The sequence below is a fragment of the Blastococcus goldschmidtiae genome (genome assembly GCF_031845325.1).
Classification (GTDB): Bacteria; Actinomycetota; Actinomycetes; order Mycobacteriales; family Geodermatophilaceae; genus Blastococcus; species Blastococcus goldschmidtiae.
This window is the reverse complement of record NZ_JAVREI010000013.1, coordinates 1-16,624: the sequence shown is the minus strand read 5'-3', so window position 1 is coordinate 16,624 and position 16,624 is coordinate 1. Positions and strand designations below refer to the sequence as shown.

At 75.1% G+C, this 16,624-nt stretch carries 16 protein-coding genes; 2 read left to right on the top strand and 14 right to left on the bottom strand.

Features of this window, described 5'->3' with window-relative positions; translation table 11 throughout:
* Positions 1 to 71 precede the first annotated feature (71 nt).
* The 14 genes from rfaE2 to RM425_RS16000 form a co-directional block, all read right to left on the bottom strand.
* Positions 72 to 1,442 (bottom strand): D-glycero-beta-D-manno-heptose 1-phosphate adenylyltransferase, encoded by a 1,371-nt coding sequence (gene rfaE2 / locus RM425_RS16065; protein ID WP_311346226.1) that lies wholly within the window; start codon positions 1,440 to 1,442, stop codon positions 72 to 74.
* The gene (locus RM425_RS16060) at positions 1,439 to 2,122 is read right to left on the bottom strand and encodes a D-sedoheptulose-7-phosphate isomerase (protein ID WP_311346225.1); all 684 of its coding nucleotides are present in this window, start codon (positions 2,120 to 2,122) and stop codon (positions 1,439 to 1,441) included. Before RM425_RS16060 ends, rfaE2 begins: the two co-directional genes overlap by 4 nt.
* A complete protein-coding gene (locus RM425_RS16055; RefSeq protein WP_311346224.1) occupies positions 2,119 to 3,351 on the bottom strand; it encodes a glycosyltransferase in 1,233 nt (410 codons plus the stop codon). Before RM425_RS16055 ends, RM425_RS16060 begins: the two co-directional genes overlap by 4 nt.
* On the bottom strand, positions 3,348 to 4,352 hold the full coding sequence (locus tag RM425_RS16050; RefSeq protein WP_311346223.1) for a glycosyltransferase: 1,005 nt from the start codon (positions 4,350 to 4,352) through the stop codon (positions 3,348 to 3,350). The genes RM425_RS16055 and RM425_RS16050 overlap by 4 nt, the downstream gene beginning before the upstream one ends.
* Positions 4,349 to 5,425, bottom strand: a complete 1,077-nt coding sequence (locus tag RM425_RS16045) for a glycosyltransferase family 9 protein (RefSeq protein ID WP_311346222.1) — start codon at positions 5,423 to 5,425, stop codon at positions 4,349 to 4,351. Before RM425_RS16045 ends, RM425_RS16050 begins: the two co-directional genes overlap by 4 nt.
* Positions 5,422 to 6,912 (bottom strand): HAD-IIIA family hydrolase, encoded by a 1,491-nt coding sequence (locus RM425_RS16040; protein ID WP_311346221.1) that lies wholly within the window; start codon positions 6,910 to 6,912, stop codon positions 5,422 to 5,424. The genes RM425_RS16045 and RM425_RS16040 overlap by 4 nt, the downstream gene beginning before the upstream one ends.
* 85 nt (positions 6,913 to 6,997) lie before the next feature.
* Complete coding sequence (locus tag RM425_RS16035) at positions 6,998 to 7,675, bottom strand: 3-oxoacid CoA-transferase subunit B (protein WP_311346220.1); 678 nt, start codon at positions 7,673 to 7,675, stop codon at positions 6,998 to 7,000.
* Positions 7,672 to 8,340, bottom strand: coding sequence for a 3-oxoacid CoA-transferase subunit A (locus RM425_RS16030; RefSeq protein ID WP_311346219.1), 669 nt, complete (start codon positions 8,338 to 8,340; stop codon positions 7,672 to 7,674). The genes RM425_RS16035 and RM425_RS16030 overlap by 4 nt, the downstream gene beginning before the upstream one ends.
* 76 nt (positions 8,341 to 8,416) lie before the next feature.
* Positions 8,417 to 10,054 carry a tripartite tricarboxylate transporter permease gene (locus RM425_RS16025; RefSeq protein ID WP_311346218.1) on the bottom strand — a complete coding sequence of 546 codons (1,638 nt, stop codon included), beginning with the start codon at positions 10,052 to 10,054 and terminating at the stop codon, positions 8,417 to 8,419.
* A gap of 1 nt (position 10,055) precedes the next feature.
* Complete coding sequence (locus RM425_RS16020) at positions 10,056 to 10,499, bottom strand: tripartite tricarboxylate transporter TctB family protein (RefSeq protein ID WP_311346217.1); 444 nt, start codon at positions 10,497 to 10,499, stop codon at positions 10,056 to 10,058.
* 69 nt (positions 10,500 to 10,568) lie between these two features.
* Positions 10,569 to 11,570, bottom strand: a complete 1,002-nt coding sequence (locus RM425_RS16015) for a tripartite tricarboxylate transporter substrate binding protein (protein ID WP_311346216.1) — start codon at positions 11,568 to 11,570, stop codon at positions 10,569 to 10,571.
* Between the two features lie 45 nt (positions 11,571 to 11,615).
* The gene (locus RM425_RS16010; RefSeq protein ID WP_311346215.1) at positions 11,616 to 12,575 is read right to left on the bottom strand and encodes a tripartite tricarboxylate transporter substrate binding protein; all 960 of its coding nucleotides are present in this window, start codon (positions 12,573 to 12,575) and stop codon (positions 11,616 to 11,618) included.
* Between the two features lie 176 nt (positions 12,576 to 12,751).
* Positions 12,752 to 13,252: a MarR family winged helix-turn-helix transcriptional regulator gene (locus RM425_RS16005; RefSeq protein WP_311346214.1), complete on the bottom strand. Its 501-nt coding sequence runs from the start codon at positions 13,250 to 13,252 to the stop codon at positions 12,752 to 12,754.
* 57 nt (positions 13,253 to 13,309) lie between these two features.
* Positions 13,310 to 14,356 (bottom strand): hypothetical protein, encoded by a 1,047-nt coding sequence (locus RM425_RS16000; RefSeq protein WP_311346213.1) that lies wholly within the window; start codon positions 14,354 to 14,356, stop codon positions 13,310 to 13,312.
* Positions 14,357 to 14,528: 172 nt separating this feature from the next.
* On the opposite strand from RM425_RS16000, the gene RM425_RS15995 reads away from it, so the two are divergent.
* Together RM425_RS15995 and RM425_RS15990 are read left to right on the top strand one after the other, a co-directional pair.
* Positions 14,529 to 16,007, top strand: coding sequence for a dihydrolipoyl dehydrogenase family protein (locus RM425_RS15995; RefSeq protein WP_311346212.1), 1,479 nt, complete (start codon positions 14,529 to 14,531; stop codon positions 16,005 to 16,007).
* 392 nt (positions 16,008 to 16,399) lie between these two features.
* Positions 16,400 to 16,624 (top strand): hypothetical protein (locus RM425_RS15990; RefSeq protein ID WP_311346211.1); only part of this gene is annotated, 225 nt, incomplete at its 3' end.

Genomic DNA, 16,624 nt, shown 5'->3' with positions numbered 1-16,624 from the left:
GACGGGCTGGAACGGCCCTGCCGCAGGGGCCCGCGCCGAGCCTGCGAGGCGTGGGGGGCGGCAGGGTCCTGTCATACGCGGGAGCGCTCGACCAGGGCCGTGGTCGAGTGGCCGTCCAGGTACGGCAGGACGACGGCCTGGCCGCCCCACGTGCGCAGGACCGCTGCCTCGGGCAGGTCGGCACCGGCGTAGTCGCCGCCCTTGGCCCACACGTCGGGGCGCAGCCGGTCCAGGACCGCCGAGGGGGTGTCCTCGTCGAACACGACGACGGCGTCGACGAACTCCAGCGCCTCGAGCACGCGAGCCCGGTCGGGAGCGCTGTTCAGCGGGCGCGTGGGGCCCTTGAGCCGGCGGACCGAGTCGTCGGAGTTGATGCACACGACCAGGCAGTCGCCCAGACCGCGGGCGGCCCGCAGCGTCGCGACGTGCCCTGGGTGCAGCAGGTCGAAGCAACCCCCGGTGGCGACGACGGTGCCGCCGGCCGCCCGCACGCGCGCGATCACGCCCTCGGCGCCCGGCTCGGCGACCACGTTCGGGGTCTCGCGGTCCCAGGCGGTCGCGCCCCCGCGGGCCACGAACACGCCGGCGAAGGCCACCGCGGACGACACCGCCTCCCCCGTCACCGCGCCGTCGGCGAGTGCCAGCGCCGCCGCCGCCGCGAACGAGTCTCCGGCGCCGCACGGGTCGCCGCCGGTGACCGGTACGGCCGGCACGACCATGGGCGCGCCCGAGCCGTAGGACAGCAGCGCACCGCGGGCGCCCATGGTGACCGCGACCGCCCCCACGCCCCAGTGCGCGATGAGCGCCTCGGCGCGGGCGCCGACCGCTGCCAGACCGTCGCCGGGCACGTCCGGCACCACCCGCGCCGCCTCGGCCGCGTTGGGGGTGACCAGGCGGACCCCGCGCACCGGCTCGGCGCCGCGGGGGTGCGGGTCCCACACCACCGGACCGCGGGCACCGGCCAGCGCCTCGCGGACGTCGGCGGCCGCCGTCGTGCCCCGGCCGTAGTCGGCGACCAGCACGGCCGCGGCGGTGCGGATCGCCTCGGCCGCCTCGGCGGGCAGCGCGCCGAGCGTGGCCAGCGGCGCCCCGCTGTCCAGGCGGGCGACGGAGTGGTCGCCGACGCGGATGCGCTGCTTGACCGCGGTGCCGCCGCCGGCCGGGATCGCGATCAGCCGCACCCGCCCCTCGAGCAGCTCGCGGAGCCGGGCCGCGCCGTCGTCGGAGTCCAGGGGCGCCACCAGGACGACCTCGCGGGAGGTCGCGGCGGCGGCGATGACCGCGGCCAGGGCGGCGCCGCCGGGGCGCTCGCGGCGCTCGACGTCCTCGACCACCGGCACCGGGGCGTCCGGGCTGAGCCGGGAAGCGCTGCCGACGAGGTCGACGTCGAGCAGCGCGTCGCCGACGACGACCAGCGGCCGAGCCTCCGACGGGCGGCTCATCGGGCGGTCCCCAGCGTCGGCCCGGTCGGCACGCGTGAGGGCTCGGCCAGCACGGCGGCGTCGAACGCGGCGCACACGAGGTGCAGCGCGACCAGGTGGCACTCCTGCACCGTCGCCGTCCACGGGGAGTCGATGCACACCGCGTCGTCGGCGACGCCGGCCAGCGGGTTGGGTGCCGGGCCGGTCATCGCCAGCGTGGTGATCCCGCACTCGCGGGCCCGGCGGGCGGCGGCGACGGCGTTCGGTGAGCGGCCCGAGGTGGAGAGCAGCACCAGTACGTCGCCGGGACGGCCGTGCGCCTCGACCTGCCGGGCGAACAGCTCGTCGGCCGGGTAGTCGTTGGCGATGGCGGTGAGCGACGAGGTCTCCGCGGTGAGGCAGATGGCGGAGAACGGCGGCCGGTCGGCACGGTAGCGGCCGACCAGCTCGGCGGTCAGGTGCTGCGCCTGGGCGGCGCTGCCCCCGTTGCCCGCCGCGAGCAGCCGCCCCCGCGACTCCCCGGTGAGCACGCCGGCCAGCAGCCGCCCCCAGTCGTCGAGCACGGCGAGCTGACCGTTCAGCGACCCGATCGCCGCGGTCAGCGAGGCGACGTGGTCGGCGCCGGTGAGGTGCGTGCACGTGGTGGGGTCGGGGACGTCTGCCGCGACGTTCTCGAAGAAGCTGTGCGGGCTGACCGTCATCGGGCGACCTCCACGGGACGGCGGCTGGCGAGTACCTGCCGGTAGACGGTGTCGGTGTCGGCCACGACGCGGCTCCACCGGTAACGGTCGCGGGCGCGCTGCACGCCGGCGGCGCCGTACGCGGCCCGCCGGGCGTCGTCGGCCAGCAGCGCGGCGAGCACCTGACCGAGGCGTTCCGGGTCGCGCGGCGGCACGAGGTCGCCGGTGACGCCGTCGGCGACGCTGTCCTGGAGCCCGCCGACGGCGGTGGCCACCACCGGCCGGCCGCAGGCCATGGCCTCCAGGGGCGTGATGCCGAACGGCTCGTACCAGGGCACCGCGAGGACGACGTCGGCCGAGCGCACCCAGGCGGGGACGTCCGCCCGGGCCACCGAGCCGGCGAACACCAGCCGGTCGGCCACCCCGGCCTCGGCGGCGATCGCCCGCAGCCGGCGCACCTCGGGGTCGGCGTCGAGCCGGTCGGCGTGCGGACCGCCGACGACGACGAGCTCGGCGTCCGGCACCGCCCGCAGCGCCCGCACCGCGTCGTCCTGGCCCTTGCGCTCGACCAGCCGGCCGAGCACGAGCAGCCGCTTGCGGCCGTTCCGCGGCGCCACCGGGCCGTCCGGCGTGAACACCGCGGTGTCGACGCCGCACGGCACGATCGAGACGCGGTCGGTGGTCAGCCCGAGCCGGCGCAGCTCGAACACCTCGTCGGTGCAGGTGGCGACCACGTGCGCGACGCTGCGGCACAGCGAGCGCTCCAGCTCGATCCGGTTCGGCGGCGAGGTGTCGGCGTCGCCCTGGTGACGGCGCTTGACCGAGCCGAGCGCGTGGAAGGTCTGCAGGACCGGGATCTCCCCAGCGGCTGCGACCGACGCCAGCCCGCTCATCCAGAAGTGCGCGTGGACGAGGTCCGGGGCGTGCGCGGCCCAGCTGCGGCGGAGGTTGGTGGCGAACTCCGGCATGTGCCGCAGCAGGTCGTCCTTGGGCAGCTCGCGCGCTGGCCCGGCGGGCACGTGGACGACGTTGTAGCCGTCCTGCGTGACGACCCGCTCGGGCAGCGACTCGTCGTCGCGGCGGGTGTGCACGGTGACCTCGTGCCCGCGCTGGGCGAGGCCTGCCGCCAGGGCGGCGACGTGCACGTTCTGCCCGCCGGCGTCCACGCCGCCGATGGCTGCGAGGGGGCTGGCGTGCTCGGACACCAGGTCGATCCTGAGCCGGTACGCGCCCAGTTGGTCGGTCCTCATCGGGTCACCTCCAGCAGCAGCGCATCCCAGTCGCGCAGGAAGCGGTCCAGGCCGTAGCGCTCCAGCGCCGCGGCCCGGGCGGCCTTGCCGGCCAGCCGGGCGGCGTCCTCGTCGTGCAGGAACTCCCGCACCGCCGTCCACAGCTGCTCCGGCCGGGTGGAGATCACCCCGGCCTCGGCCGGCACCGCCTCGACCACCTCGGTGGTGGCCAGCGCGACCACCGGCATGCCCAGGTGCATGGCCTCCAGCAGCGCCAGGCCCAGCGAGGTCCAGCGCACCGGATGTACGTACACGCGGCGGCGGGCCAGCTCGGTGTGCATGGCGGCCTGCGGCGGGTCGTCGAACAGCGCCACCCGGTCGGGGTCGAGGCCGTACCGCTCGTGCAGGCCGGTCAGGCCCATGCCGAAGACGTCGACCGGCGCGGCCTGCGCGAGCCCGGACAGCAGGTCCGCGCCGACGGTGCGACCCCGGCGGACCGGCTCGTTGACGACGACGGCGGCACGGGACAGTTCGCCTGTCCAGCGCTCGCCCGGGTCGACGATGCCGTGCTCGATGACCGTGGTCGGCGCCCGTCCGTTGTCGTAGAAGAGCCGGTTGAAGTGCGTGACGTGCGCGATCGGGATGTCGGTGCGCTCGGACATCGGGTGCCGGGTGTGCGGCACCGGGCCGTCGTCGGGCTCCAGGCCGGGCGCGTTGTGCTCCAGGAAGACCGCGGGCAGGTCGCGGCCGGGCTCGCGGCCCAGCCACTCGCGGACCAGCTCCAGGTCGCGGGTGCGCTGCAAGATCACCAGGTCGATGCCGCCGGCGTCACTCAGGCTGCGCAGCTGCTCGGGCGTCACCTCGCGGGCGGACGCCGGCCAGGCCCAGGTGCGGGCGCGGCCCAGCCCGTCGGGGCTCCTGGTTCCGTCGGGGCCGTCGACGACGGGGATCAGGTACTCGTGGGTGCCCTGGACGAACGCCGTCGTCCAGGAGCCGTGCACGTGCCAGACCAGGACCTTCACGGTGCCCCCTGGAGGCTGGTCGCCGCCTCTCGTTCCGCGGCGAAGGGTGGCGCGACGGCCGGCTGCTGGACCGTGGCGAGCTCGTCGACCGCGGCGACGACGTCCTGCGCCGTCACCGAGGTCAGGCAGGGGTGGCCGGGCACCGGGCACTCGCGCGCCCGGGTGTCGCGGCAGGGTGCGTCCTGGTTCCCGAGCAGGACGGTGGGGACGCCGTAGGGCGCCCACCGCGCGGCGGGGACCACGGGCGCGAACAGCGAGACCACCGGCGTCCCCACGGCGGCGGCGAGGTGCGCCGGCCCGGTGTTGCCGACGACGACCGCAGCGGCGCCGGCGAGGACCGATGCCATCTCGGCGAGCGTGGTCGCGCCCCCCAGGTCGACGCCGCGGCTCCCCGCGACGAACGCGGTCAGCTCCCGCTCGGCCGGGCCGCCGGTGACCAGCACCCGGTACCCGGCGTCGGCCAGCGCCTCGACCGCCTCCGCGCACCGCTGGGCGGGCCAGGCCCGGGCCGGCACGGAGGCGCCCGGGTGCAGCACGACGTAGCCCGGCGGCACGTCCACGGGGGGCAGCGGACGGCGCAGCGCCAGCCGGCCGTCGTCCCCGGGAGGGAGATCGAAGCCGGCCGCGCGGGCCAGCGAGAGCGCCCGTTCCGGCTCGGGCAGGTCGTCCTCGACCCGGTGGCGGACGTCGAGCAGCGCGCCGGGGTAGTCGACGCTGATCGCCGAGATCCGCGGGACCCCGGCCGTCCGGAGCACCAGGGCCAGGGGCAGCGGCGACTGGTGGAACGACGTGGAGATCACCGCCTCGTCGGGCGCCAGCGACCGCACGCGGTCGGTGAGGGCGGCGAGGTCGTCGGCGTCCACGGGCGGGGCGTCGCCGAGGATCCACGGGCAGGCCCACGTCCACACCTCGTCGGCCCCCGGCAGCAGCTCGGCGGCCGCGGCACCCTCCGGGCCGGCGAGGAACACGATGCGGTCGGCGCCGTGCGCGAGGGCCCGCACCAGCGGGCCCTGCAGCAGGACGTCCCCGGCGTTGTCCAGCCGGGCCACGAGCACGGTGCGCGCGCGGGTCACCACCGGCCGCCCAGGACGTCGTCCACCGCGGCGGTCAGGGTCGGGGCGACGTGCGCCGCGGCGGCCACTTCGGACGTCCGCGTCACCGGTGTCGGCACCATGATCCCGGCCGCCCCGGCTGCCGCCGCCGCGTCCACGTCGGCGGCGATGTCGCCGATCACCACGCACCGCGCGGGGTCGACGTCGAGCTCGGCGCAGGCGGCCTTGACCATGCCGGGGGCGGGCTTACGGCACGCGCAGCCGTCGTCCGGGCCGTGCGGGCAGACCTGCAGGGTGTCGAAGGGGCCGAGCAGCTCCTCGAGCCGCGCCATGCAGGCGTCGACCTGCGCGCGGGTGATGAGGCCGCGGGCCACGCCGGACTGGTTGCTGACGACGCCGACCTCCACCCCGCGGGCGCGGAGGGCTTCCAGCGCCTCCACAGCGCCGTCCACCGGCTTCACCAGCGCGGGGTCGCCGTTGTAGGGGTAGTCGCGGACCAGGGTGCCGTCGCGGTCGAAGAGCACCAGGTCGGGCAGCCCCTTCCACCGCGGCACCCGCCGGTGCCGGGCGACGCCCTTGAGCCAGTGCCAGGTGGCCAGCGGCGGGATGAGCGCACTGGTGGCGAGCATGGTGGTGACCTCGGCGCGGTTGCGCGGGCCGGGTGCGATGCGGGCCCAGGCGAACTCGGCGGTCCCCGCCAGCCAGCCGGCGGCGGCGAGGGCGGCCGTCCGCGGCCGGCGGAGGGCGGCCCCACCGATCGCGGCGAGCGCCGCGGCGGTGACGGCGGTGTGCTGTGGACGGCGGCCCAGGGCGGCGTCGGCCCGCTCGCGCCAGCCGGGTCCGTGCAGGCGCCGCATGAGGACGTCGTCGGCGTTGCCGGCCTGGACGCGGACGCTCACCCAGCGGTCGGTGGGCCGCACGGGGTGGGTGATCCAGCGGTCGCCGCGGACCAGGCGCGCGCCGGTGTCCATGACCCGCAGGGCCAGGTCGGAGTCCTCGCGGAAGGCGCGCGGGAAGCGCTCGTCGAAGCCGCCCACCGCGGACAGCGCGGCGCGGCGGTAGGCGAGGTCGGCGGTGATCCAGCTGGAGGTGGCCAGCCCGGCGGTGCCCCGCTCCCAGTCGGTGGGTCGCCGGTGCTCCGGCAGCGGCACGCGTACCCGGCCCTGGCTGCCGGCGACGTCGGCGGGGAGGTCGGCGAGGTCGGTGGCCAGGCGCTCGTACCAGTCGGCGTCCGGGACGACGTCGTCGTCGAGGAAGGCGATCCAGGGTGTCCGGGCGCTGCGCCAGCCCAGGTTCCGGGCGCGGGCGGGGCCGCCGCCGCCGGTGCGCACGACGCGGACGGGCGGGAGCCCGGGGCGTTCCGGGGCCAGCGGCGCCCCGGTCGGCCGGTCGTCGACCAGGATCAGCTCGGCCGGACGGGGGCCCGGGGCCGCGGCGAGCGCGTCGAGGAGCACGTCGAGCGAGGGCCGCCCGATCGTGGGCACGACGACGGTGCACTCCGCGATCATGATCGCGTCCGTGCCCGGACTCGATCAGCGAGAAACACTACGGGCTTGAAGTTTTTGCCCCCGTCCACCACACGGGGCTGTGCACTCAGACCGCGCCGGGCTCCAGCACGAGGACGTCGTCCGCGAAGGCCAGCCGGGCGCCGGTGCGCGCCTGCAGCTCCTCGCGGTCCAGGCCGGCGACCATCTCGCGGACGACCAGGCCGTCGCGGGTCACGTCGAGAACGGCCAACTCGGTGTAGATCCGGTCCACGACGGCGGCCGCGGTCAGGGGGAAGGTGCACGAGGAGAGGATCTTGGGCGCGCCGGCCTTCGTCGTGTGCGTCATGAGGACCAGCACCCGCTTGGCGCCCACCGCGAGGTCCATCGCACCGCCGACCGCCGGCGGGTGCCCGACCTCGTCGGTGGCCCAGTTGGCGAGGTCGCCCTTCTCGGAGACCTGGAATGCGCCGAGCACGGTGACGTCGATGTGGCCGCCACGCATCATCATGAACGAGTCGGTGTGGTGGAAGAAGGAGCCACCGGGCACCAGCGTGACCGGCTGCTTGCCGGCGTTGATCAGCTCGGGGTCGCCCTCGCCCGGTGCGGGTGCCGGTCCCATGCCGAGGATGCCGTTCTCGGAGTGGTAGACGATCTCCTTCTCGGGGGAGACGACGTCGCCGACCAGCGTGGGCATGCCGATGCCGAGGTTGACGTAGGCGCCGCTGGGGATGTCGCGGGACACGCGACGGGCCATGTCGGTCAACGAGAGCCGGGGCCCGCTCATGACGCCTCCACCTGCACGACCCGGTCGACGAAGATGCCGGGGGTCACGATGCACTCGGGGTCCAGGTCGCCGAGCTCGACGAACTCGCGCACCTGGACGACGGTCAGGGTGGCCGCGGTGGCCATGGTGGGGCCGAAGTTCCGCGCCGCCGTGGAGTAGACGAGGTTGCCCCACCGGTCGGCCTTGCGTGCCTTGATCAGCGCGACATCGCCGTGCAGGGGCTCCTCGAACACGTGCCGCCGGCCGTTGATGATGCGCACCTCCTTGCCCTCGGCGAGCAGGGAGTCCGCGCCCGCGGGGGTGAAGAAGCCGCCCAGGCCCGCGCCGGCCGCCCGCATCCGCTCGCTGAGCGTGCCCTGCGGGACGAGCTCGAGCTCCAGCTCGCCGGCGCGGTAGCGCTCCTCGAACCAGATCGAGCCGCTGGACCGCGGGTACGAGCAGATGATCTTGCGGACCCGCCGCTCGCGCAGGAGCGCGGCGACGTCGGTCTCCCCGCTGCCGGCGTTGTTGGTGACCAGCGTGAGGTCGCGGGCGCCCTGGTCGAGGACGGCGTGCACCAGCTCGACCGGGATGCCGGAGTTGCCGAACCCGCCGACGAACACCGTGGCGCCGTCCCGGATGTCGGCGACGGCGTCGACGAGCGACCCGACCCTCTTGTCGATCACGTGCTCCCCGTCCGCTCGTGCGGGCACCCGCGCCCGGCTCCGACCACTCTGCACCAGCCCCCGCCGGCGCCGCGGCTCAGGGCCGGTCGCCGTCGACGCGCGTGCTGCCACCGGTGGTGGGGCCGTCGCTGGTCGGGCCGTCGGTGGCCGCCGCTCCCGCGGTGCCCTCGGGCTCGGACTCCAGGCCGGTCGCCGTCAGCTCGCCCTCCGCGACACCGGACAGCTGGCTGCGCTGCCGGCGTCGGCGGATCCCCATCACCGAGCTGTACAGGATGACCAGCGCCATCGCCGCGAACAGGGTGCCCGACATGGGCCGGGTGAAGAAGATGCTGAACTCCCCGCCGGAGAGCAGCATGGACCGGCGGAACGACTCCTCGAGGATGCCGCCCAACACGAAGGCGAGCACCAGCGGACCGGGCTCGAAGCCCGTCTTCTTCATCAGCCAGCCGATGATGCCGAACACCAGCACGACCCACATGTCGAAGACGTCGTTGTTGACCGAGAAGACGCCGGCCATGGTGATCAGCAGCGCGAACGCGGCCAGGATGCCCGCGCGGACGCGCAGCAGTTGGACGAAGAACCCGACGAGCGGGATGTTCAACGCCAGCAGCATGAGGTTCCCGATGAACATCGAGGCGATGACGCCCCAGAAGATCTCCGGGTTGTTGTCGATGAGCTGCGGGCCGGGCGTGATGCCCTGGATGAGCAGCGCACCGTAGATCAGCGCCAGCACCACGTTGGGTGGGATGCCGAGCGTGAGCAGCGGGACGAACGCCGAGGTGGACGACGCGTTGTTCGCCGTCTCGGGGCCGGCCACGCCCTCGATGGCGCCCTTGCCGAACCGGCTCGGATCCTTGGCGCGGCGCTTCTCCATCCCGTAGCTGGCCAGCGAGGAGATGACGCCGCCGCCGCCGGGCAGCACGCCGAGGAAGAACCCGAGGACCGACCCGCGGGCGATGGCCCCGGAGGAGTCCTTGAAGTCGCGGCGGGTCGGCCAGATGTTCTTGACCTTGCTCTTGATCTGCTCGGCCTTCTCCGTCTTCTCCAGGTTGTAGAGGATCTCCCCGACGCCGAACAGGCCCATGGCCACCGCCACGAAGTCCAGCCCGTCGAACAGCTCGATCTGGTCGAAGGTGAACCGGCTGGTGCCCGTGACCAGATCCCGCCCGATGGTGGCCAGGAACAGGCCCAGCGCCGCCATGGACAGCGCCTTCACCGGGTGCTTGGTGCCGAGATAGGTGACCAGCAGGATGCCGAACGCGGTCAGTGCGACGTACTCGGGGTCGCCGAACTGGACGGCCAGGTCGGCCAGCGGAGGTGCCAGCAGGATCAGGCCGAACACCGACAACGTGCCGCCGATGAACGAGCCGACCGCGGCGATACCGAGCGCCGGCCCGGCGCGACCCTGCATGGCCATCTGGTGGCCGTCGAACACGGTCACCACCGAGGCCGCCTCACCGGGCAGCCGCAGCAGCACCGAGGTGATCGTGCCGCCGTACATCGAGCCGTAGTAGATGCCGGCCAGCAGGATGACCGAGGACGTCGCCTCGAGCTCGTAGGTGATCGGCAGCAGCAGAGCGATGGTCGCCGTCGGCCCCAGGCCCGGCAGAACGCCGATGACGGTGCCGATCAGCACGCCGAGGAAGACGTACAGGATGTTGGTGGGGTCCAGCGCGACGGAGAAGCCCTCGCCGAGGCCGTCCATGATGCCCATGTCAGCCGCCCAGCACGATGTCGTCGGGGAAGGGCACGCCGAGAGCCTCGACGAAGACCAGGTGGAACACCACGGCGCCGATCACCGCCAGCGGCACCGCCCAGCGCCAGGGCTCCCGGGCGAAGAGGCGGAGCCAGATCAGCAGCATCAGCACCGCCGGGATCAGGAAGCCGATCTTCTCGAACAGCACGATGAACGCGCCGAGGCTGAGCAGCCCCAGCGCGATGCCGGCCGTCCCCCGCGTCCACGGCTCGTAGTCGGCCGGGTCGTCGATGAACAGCAGCACCAGCGCCGTCAGCGTGAGCAGGCCGGCGACGATGAACGGCCACAGCCCGGGGCCGGGCGCGTCGAGCTGCCCGAGCGACAGGTCGCGTGCCCGGAGCATCGCGACGACCCCGAACAGCAGCAGGACGAGCGGTGCGATCCGGTACAGGTGCTTCGACATCGATCTCCCGGTCGACTCAGCGGTGGAGGCCGGACGCCGCGGGCCCCGGCCGGGGCCCGCGGCGGTCGGTCAGTCCTGCAGGATCGGGCCGTAGACGTCGACGATCTCCTCGATGCGCTCCTGGAAGGCCTCGGTGCCGATGAACTCGTCCGGCACGTACTGCTCGCCGAGCTGCTCGATGGTCTCCGGCTTCTCCAGGCAGGTGCTCACCGCGTCCTCCAGCGTGCTGACGACGTCGTCCGGCGTCCCGGCCGGAGCCGCCAGGCCGAAGACCGACACGCTGTTGGTCAGCTCGGGGAAGCCGACCTCGGCCAGCGGCGGAGCGTCGATGTACTCGACCGGCTCGGGGGTGCTCACCGCCAGCGGCACGAACTTGCCGGCCTCGATGTTCGACAGCACGTCCTGCGAGCTGTTGATGAAGACCGCGTCCACATTCCCGCCCAGCAGCGCGGCGGTCATCTCGGCGTTGCCGGAGAACGGCAGGAGGGTCAGCTCGGTGTCGTACTCCTCGGCCATGCGCTTCAGTTCCATGGCCTGCGACGTGGTCGTCCCCGGGACGCCGACGTTGAGCTGGCCCGGGTTCTCCTGCGCCGCCTCGAAGAAGGCCTCGGCGTCCTCGTACTCCGAGTCCGCTCCGACGGCGAGGACGGACGGGATCTCGGTGACCGCGGCGATCGGGATGTAGTCCTCGTTGGTGTAGCCCACGTCGTCGCCCTGCAGGGGGTTGGTGGCCGACGCCGGCACCGCGATGAGCGACAGGGTGTACCCGTCGGCGTCCTCGGCCAGCATCGCCTGCATGCCGATGGAGCCCGACGCGCCCTCGCGGTTCTCCACGACCACGGTCTCCCCGAACTCCTCCTCCAGGCAGCTGCCGATGGTGCGCGCGGCGAGGTCGGTGGGGCCTCCCGCGGCGTAGGGCACGTAGAGGGTGATGCTGTCGTTCGGGTAGTCGCTGGCGGCCTCGCCGCCGCCTCCGCCGGAGGAGCCGCCCTCGTCGTCCCCACCGCAAGCGGCGAGCATGAGCACGGAGACCGCGATCAGGGCAGGAGCGGTCCGTCGGATGGGGCGCATGGTTCCTCCAGGTGGTGGCGTGCGGTCGGGATCGTGGGAGTGGGGTCAGCCGAGGATCGGTTCGTACACCTGCTGCGTGTCCTCGAGGACCTCGGCCAGCTCGTCGGCCCCGGCGAACTCCTCCGGCACGTACTCCTGGCCGATGCGCTCCCGGACCTCGTCCTGCTCCAGGCAGGTCTGCAGGGTGTCCTCGAGCGTGGTCACGACGTCGTCGGGCAGGCCGGCCGGGCCGGCGAGACCGAAGGTGGATCCGGAGAGCGTCAGCCCCTCGAAGCCGAGCTCGGTGAAGGTGGGGACGTCGGGCAGCCAGTCCAGCCGCTCCTCGGAGGAGGTGACGAGCGGGACGAACCGGCCGGCGTCGATGTTCTCGACGACGTCCGTGGAGGCGTTGATCAGGACGGCGTCGACGTTGCCGCCGAGCAGCGCCGCGGTCATCTCCGCGTTGCCGTCGAACGGGATGACGGTGACCTCGACGTCGTGCTCGTCGGCCAGCCGCTGGAGCTCGATGCCCTGGGGTGTCGAGGCGCCGGGAACGCCGACGTTCACGGTGCCGGGCGCGGCCTCCGCCGCCTCCATGAGCTCCTCCGCCGACGCGTACGGCGAGTCCTCGCCCACGGCCAGCACCGACGGCACCTCGGCCATGACGCCGATCGGGGTGATGTCCTCGTAGGTGTAGCCGACCTCGTTGGCCAGCGGGGTCAGCACCATCGTGCCGGCGGTGATCAGGGACAGGGTGTGCCCGTCGGGCTCGGCGCTGACCAGGTCGGTGGTGGCCAGGGCGCCCGACCCGCCGGGCAGGTTCTCGACGATCACCGTCTCGCCCAGCTCGGACTCCAGGCAGCTGCCGACGGTGCGGGTCGTCAGGTCGGTGGGGCCGCCGGCGCCGTAGGGGACGAGCAGCCGGATGTCCTCGCTCGGGTAGTCGCTGCCCCCGGCGACGCTGCTGTCGCCGCCGTCGTCGTCACCGCAGCCGGCGAGCACGCCGGCCGCCACCAGGAGGAACACCGGAGCGCTCCGCAGGCTTCGCCGCATCGTCATCGTCTCCGGGGTCCGTCGCTGGTCTGCCGGCTCGGTGAGCCGCGCCACACATGCAAGCACAGCCCAGGGGTGCGGACAGCGCCGGATAACAACGAACCGGCAACGATGCGAACCCGCCGGTAACCAGGCCCGGCGGGGAGGGATCAGTGCCGGGACCGCGCCGATGAGGAGACGCGCGCCAGAGCGTCGGTGACGACGGCGGCGTCGTCCCCGAGCAGGGTCAGCAGGTGCGCCACGAGGTCGTCGTGCGTGCGCGCCGCCTCGGTGACCCGCTGCCGCCCCGCGGGGGTCAGCTTCGCGTGCAGCACCCGCCGGTCGGCGTCCCCCCGTTCACGCAGCACGAGGCCGTCGGCGACCAGTCGGCTCACGGTGCTGGTCACCCCGGGCCGGGACAGCCCCAGGGCCTCGGCGACCTCGCCCATGGAGGCCCGCTCCCCCGGTGCGTCGGCGATCCGCCGGAGCGCCTCGAACCCGGTGAGGGAGAGGTCGTGCTGGCGGTGCAGGGCCGAGTCGACGCGCCGGGTGATGCGGTCGTGCACCTGCACGATGCGCAACCACGTCTCGGCGGGACGGGGGGCGACTCCCGGAACCGCGGCGGCGTCGCGGGGGATCCCGCGCGCGAGCGCGTCCTCCGACCGTGGCACGCCAGCGTGGTCCCCGGATGAGGCCGGGCTGAAACAGTCCCGGCCTCGTCGGCCCGGTCAGCGGCCGGGTCGTCGCCGGGCGGTCATGGACACCAGCCCCGTGCCGGTGGCCGCGAGTGCGCCGGCGGCCACCACCAGCGGCAGCGCCGACGCCTCCTGCGGGGCAGGGTCGGACACCGCTGCGGCCACCTCGAGGGGAACCGCGGCGACGGCGTCGGAGTCGCCTCCGACGACGTACAGCGCCACCGGGCCGGACGGCACACCCGCCGGGATGCGCACCTCCGCGCTGACCGAGCCGTCCGCGGCGGCCCGCGCCGTCCCCAGCACCCTCCCTCTCCCGGGCAGCGCGAGGGTGACCCGCTCGCCCGGCGCGTACCCCTCCACCCGGAACCGCACGGTGCCGCCGGCGGGCACCGGTGTCCGGCTCTGCGGCTGCACCGCCGACGGTGCCGGGGGCCGCGGGGAGGGGGGCGGCGTGGACGGCCGCTCGCTGGGCGACGGCGTCCCCGAGGGCGACGGAGCCGACGGCGCGGGCCGCGGCGGTGTCGGGGACGGTGCGCCCGGGGTCGTCGGAGCGGGGCCTGGAACATGAGGCCCGGACGGCTGCGGCGCGGTGGCCGCGGAGCACTCCTCGAGCGTCGGACGGGTGTACGTGTGGTCGGCGAGCTCGTCGGCGAACCTGGTCCCCGAGCCGTCCCCGGCGGCGTACTCCAGCCGGGCGTCGATCGTCTCCCCCGGGGCGACGCCGCCGGTGCGCAGGACGACGGCCTCCCCCGGGCGCAGGCGCGCCTCGGCCTCGGCACCGGGGGCGCGGGTGGTGACCAGGCGGACGGCGTAGGGCAGCGTGCCGGCGACGACCTCGACCACCAGGCCGCCGGGCCGGCAGCTCGGCGCGTGGGTGACGCGGGCGTCGGGATGGGTCACGTCGTCGATGGCCGCGGCCGGCGGGGCGGCGAGCACGCCGGCCGCCGCGAAGCACAGCAGGAGGCATGCGAACCCGGGCGTGCGGAGCGCCCTCGGCGCGGCGCCACGCTGGCTGGTGCTGATCGGCGACGCCCCCCACGCGTTGCGGCCCTGTCCTGTTCCGATGATGACCGTCGTCACGCATGGTCGCCAGGGCCTCACCGGAGCTTCCGGAGCTGCCCGGCGTGTCGTCGGGCGTGTCGGGTGCTGGGCCCGCACCGCCGCGGGGAGATGCGCCACGGGGCTGCCCGTCGCACGGACCCGCGCGCACCTCGCCTGGCGCGCGCACGGCCCGACGGGCAAAGGTGGGGGCATGCCGCCTGCCGCGCTCGACCGCGCCCGCTGGGACCTGCTCGTCGTCGGCGCCGGCACGGCCGGCCTGATCGGTGCCCAGATCGCCGCCGCGCTCGGCGCCCGGGTCCTGCTCGTCGAGCGGGAGCGCTTCGGCGGTGACTGCCTGTGGACGGGGTGCGTGCCGTCCAAGGCGCTGCTGGCCGCCGCCCACGCGGCCGCCGACGCGCGGGCCGCGGAAAGGTACGGCGTGCACGTCGGCGACGTCCGCGTGGACGGACCCGCCGTCCTCGCCGCCGTCCGGCAGGCGATCGAGACCATCGCGCCGGTCGACTCCCCGGACGCCGTCCGCGCCTCGGGCGCCGAGACGGCGTCCGGCTCCGTCCGCTTCACGGGAGCGACCCGCGCCGAGGTCGACGGCGCGCCCGCCCGGTTCCGCCAGGCGCTGCTGTGCACGGGCTCCGCCCCGCGGATGCCCGATCTGACCGGCCTGGCCGACGTCGACCCGCTGACCACCGACTCGGTCTGGAGCCTGTCGGATCTGCCGGACCGGCTCGTCGTCCTCGGTGGCGGCACCAGCGGCTGCGAGCTCGGTCAGGCCTTCGCGCGGCTCGGCGTCCACGTGACCCTGGTGGAGGCCGGCGACCGGCTGCTGGCCGGCGAGGACCCGCGGGCCGCGGAGGTCCTGACCGAGGCGCTGCGCCGGGACGGCGTGGACGTGCGCCTGGGCAGCGCCCCCGTCCGCGTCACGGGCGACGGTCGGCAGGGCCGGCTGCACCTCGCCGATGGAGGCGGAGCCGACTTCGACCGGCTGCTGGTGACCGTCGGGCGCGATCCACGGATCCAGGGCCTCGGTCTCGACGCGGCCGGTGTCGCGACGGGCGAGGACGGCAGCGTGGTCGTGGACGACGCGCTGCGCACGACGAACCCCCGCATCTGGGCCGCCGGCGACGTCACCGGGCATCCCGCGTTCACGCACGTCGCCGGGGTGCACGGCAACCTCGCCGCCACGAACGCCGTCCTCGGCCTGCGCCGCCGGGTCGACCTGTCCGCAGTGCCGCGCGTGACCTTCACCCGCCCCGAGGTGGCCGCGGTGGGCGAGCCCACGGGCGAGCCGGGAGCCGACCGGCGGGTCCACACGCAGCCGCTGCGCCGTGCGGACCGGGCGATCGCCGAGCAGTCGACCGAGGGGTTCACCCGGCTGGTCGTGGACGGCCGGCACCGGGTGCGCGGGGCCACGGTCGTGGGGCCGCGGGCCGGTGAGGCGCTCACCGAGCTGACCCTGGCGGTGTCCCGCGGGCTGACGACCTCGCACCTCACCGGTGCGATGCACCCCTACCCCACCTATGCCGATCCGCAGTGGAACGCCGCCATCGCCGACTACCGCGGCCGCCTGACCAGCCGGTCCGGGCGGATCGCCCTGACCGCGCTGCGGCTGGCCCGCCGGGTCCGGCTCGCCCTGGACGACCGGCGGGGAAGCGACACGCCGACGACGGCTTGACGAGGCGGAGTGACCGGGGTCACAGTGGTCTCGGGCGGGGGCAGCCGGCAACGAATGGCCACCCATCGCTGGGTGGACCGACCAACGCGGCCAGACCGCCAGGACCGGCCCCCCGCCCCTCACTCCCCCCGGCGCCCGTCGAGCGCGGTCCGGGCCGTCCGGCCATGGCGGCGACATTCGTTCCCCAGCCGATGACGGTGCTTCCGGCCTCCTGCCGGCCTGACCGACCGGCCGGGCGGACAGCGCGCCAGGCGTCGTCGCCGGCCGGCCGGCGACGACGGTCCGGCCTCGACCCGCCATCGCGGGGAAGCTCAGGAGAGCACGCGGAACCGCGGACTCCTGGGGCGCCGGAGCTCCGGCGCCCCAGCTACGCGGCGGGCTCGGGGGTAGGCGTGGGCGTCGGTTCCGGGGTGGACTCGGGCGCCGGCTCTGGCTCGGGCGTCGGCTCGGGCGTCGGCTCGGGCGTCGGCTCCGGCGTCGGCTCCGGCGTCGGCTCGGGCGTCGGCTCGGGCGTCGGCGCCGGGGGCGGGGGCGGAGACGGCGTCGGGGGGGGGGTGGGCGTGGGCGGCGGCGTGGGCGGCGGCGGGGGCGGCGGCGGGGGCGTCGGCGGGGGCGTC

Bases quoted from the DNA above. Each gene is read 5' to 3' on its own strand.
- RM425_RS16055 (WP_311346224.1), bottom strand. From the start codon at position 3,351: ATGAGGACCGACCAACTGGGCGCGTACCGGCTCAGGATCGACCTGGTG.
- RM425_RS16015 (WP_311346216.1), bottom strand. From the start codon at position 11,570: ATGCGCCCCATCCGACGGACCGCTCCTGCCCTGATCGCGGTCTCCGTG.
- rfaE2 (WP_311346226.1), bottom strand. From the start codon at position 1,442: ATGAGCCGCCCGTCGGAGGCTCGGCCGCTGGTCGTCGTCGGCGACGCG.
- RM425_RS16040 (WP_311346221.1), bottom strand. From the start codon at position 6,912: ATGATCGCGGAGTGCACCGTCGTCGTGCCCACGATCGGGCGGCCCTCG.
- RM425_RS16020 (WP_311346217.1), bottom strand. From the start codon at position 10,499: ATGTCGAAGCACCTGTACCGGATCGCACCGCTCGTCCTGCTGCTGTTC.
- RM425_RS15995 (WP_311346212.1), top strand. From the start codon at position 14,529: ATGCCGCCTGCCGCGCTCGACCGCGCCCGCTGGGACCTGCTCGTCGTC.
- RM425_RS16025 (WP_311346218.1), bottom strand. From the start codon at position 10,054: ATGGGCATCATGGACGGCCTCGGCGAGGGCTTCTCCGTCGCGCTGGAC.
- RM425_RS16035 (WP_311346220.1), bottom strand. From the start codon at position 7,675: ATGAGCGGGCCCCGGCTCTCGTTGACCGACATGGCCCGTCGCGTGTCC.
- RM425_RS16060 (WP_311346225.1), bottom strand. From the start codon at position 2,122: ATGACGGTCAGCCCGCACAGCTTCTTCGAGAACGTCGCGGCAGACGTC.